Source organism: Microvirga sp. P5_D2, from assembly GCF_054049475.1.
Genome location: NZ_JBFUMH010000352.1, coordinates 1 through 1,658, shown reverse-complemented (window position 1 = coordinate 1,658; position 1,658 = coordinate 1). Strand labels below are relative to the sequence as shown.

Here is a 1,658-nt window from a genome sequence, read left to right as displayed (position 1 = left end):
TGTCGTGCTTCCGCGCCATAGCGCTATTGTGTCCGGACAAGACCCCCCCATGTCCTTAATGCGGAGGCAAATCCCGCAACCCCTTGACCGTCTCCGTAAACTCGAGCCCCGTTCAGACAGATCCCGACGGGGCTTTTTACTGTCCTGTGGCCCTTACTTTGACCATTCTCGAAATGGCCTCCGCTGTGAAAGGCTTACCGGTCTGCGTGAGGAATCCTGCCTGAGCAAGGGCGCCTGAAATATCCCGAAGCGAACGACGCTTGCCATTGACTGGATACCGATGAAGCCGCTTGGCAAGGCGCACCATATCCGGGTTGATTTCGTCATACCCCTTGCGCCCCTCCACCTTCACGCGGATGGTTCGGTCATCCTTCGCGGCTTGGACGAGAATCAAGCGCTTGCGGTCCCTGGCGCTCTTCAATTTCGTAACCACCATAGCCTTCTCGAACTGCGACACCGCACCGAGAACCTGCCGGATCAGAATGGCTGTCGGAGTATCATCCAGGAAGGCGTCAGGCTTGTCGGCCGCTATCAGTTCAATCCCCTGCTCCTTGAGGAGGGCGTAGCCGGTCTCCTGCACGATGAGGTCACGGGCGAAGCGATTGGCCGTCTCTACTATGATGGTTCGCACACCGTTGCCGGCGATCCGCTCCATCATGGCCGTGAAGCCAGGGCGCGAGGTCACATGATCCGCACCGCTCACCGCCTCGTCATAGTAGCTATCCACCAGCTCATAGCCAGCAGACCGGGCGTAGGCCTCGATGGCGGCCCGCTGGCGCTTCTCGCTGTCCTTGTCGGCACCAACGTTGGCCGCAGACGATGTGCGGAGATAGGCCACAGCCTTGATGGAATCCTTGCGCGCCATGGGTTTTCCTCTCCCTTCCGTCTCTGTTTCTGAAGAATAAGAGACAGCCACGCTTTGACGCAAGCAGCATCTGAGGCACTGAGAATGCCTATGCAGAATTGCAAGACCTCAACTGTGCGAGTTTCCACAAGTCACTGATTCAAAAGAAGGTTATCCACCGCAAATGTAGCTTTTCAGCGCTTCACTACGATGGGAGAAGGAATCTGTTCAGAGTTTCGTGCGTTGATGGTTTAGTCTCATCATAGAGGCCCACTCATGCGCCAGCTGTCATTTTCCTTTCTCCAAGCAGGCCAACACATCGTCAAAGGTGCCCCCAATCTTGAGGATACCACCAGCCGGCTCAATTCTGAGCCCGTTAGTATGCGCAAGGTCGATCCGACGAAGAATATGGCCCGTTTCTATTCCCTTGAGGTCGAGCGGGATCTGCTGGGGCGYGTSGTTCTCGTGAGACGTTGGGGCCGGATYGGCGCGGCCGGTAAGGTTCGYTTGGATGAGCAAGCAGGGTAGGGCGAGGCTAGAAAGGCCTTGATGCGCTTGCACGGATCAAGAGGCGGCGCGGCTATCAAGACCTGTAACCATGTGAAGCAGCAACAGGATCAGCAGCGTCAAACCCGCGTGGAAGCGCTTGGTTTTTTGCAGCAACGATTGCAAAAGGTCGTCCATGGGTGAAAATCGGATCTTCCCAATTGGACCCGGCGACTTAGATCGAGTTACCACGCTAGCTTGGCGCATCTGGCCGGAAGCGTTCAAAGGCTTACTTCCTGCCGAAGCTATTCCGGAAATGCTGAAAGAT

3 protein-coding genes are annotated in these 1,658 nt (G+C 56.4%); 1 reads left to right on the top strand and 2 read right to left on the bottom strand.

The window, feature by feature from the left end; translation table 11 throughout:
* Window positions 1-136 precede the first annotated feature (136 nt).
* Window positions 137-865, bottom strand: coding sequence for a recombinase family protein (locus tag ACXJKO_RS31590; RefSeq protein WP_457094949.1), 729 nt, complete (start codon window positions 863-865; stop codon window positions 137-139).
* A 255-nt stretch (window positions 866-1,120) separates the two neighbouring features.
* On the opposite strand from ACXJKO_RS31590, the gene ACXJKO_RS31585 reads away from it, so the two are divergent.
* A complete protein-coding gene (locus tag ACXJKO_RS31585; RefSeq protein WP_457094948.1) occupies window positions 1,121-1,372 on the top strand; it encodes a WGR domain-containing protein in 252 nt (83 codons plus the stop codon).
* Between the two features lie 36 nt (window positions 1,373-1,408).
* Here ACXJKO_RS31585 and ACXJKO_RS31580 read toward each other — a convergent pair.
* Window positions 1,409-1,658, bottom strand: a 250-nt coding sequence (locus tag ACXJKO_RS31580) for a hypothetical protein (protein ID WP_457094947.1), incomplete at its 5' end; no start/stop codon positions are given.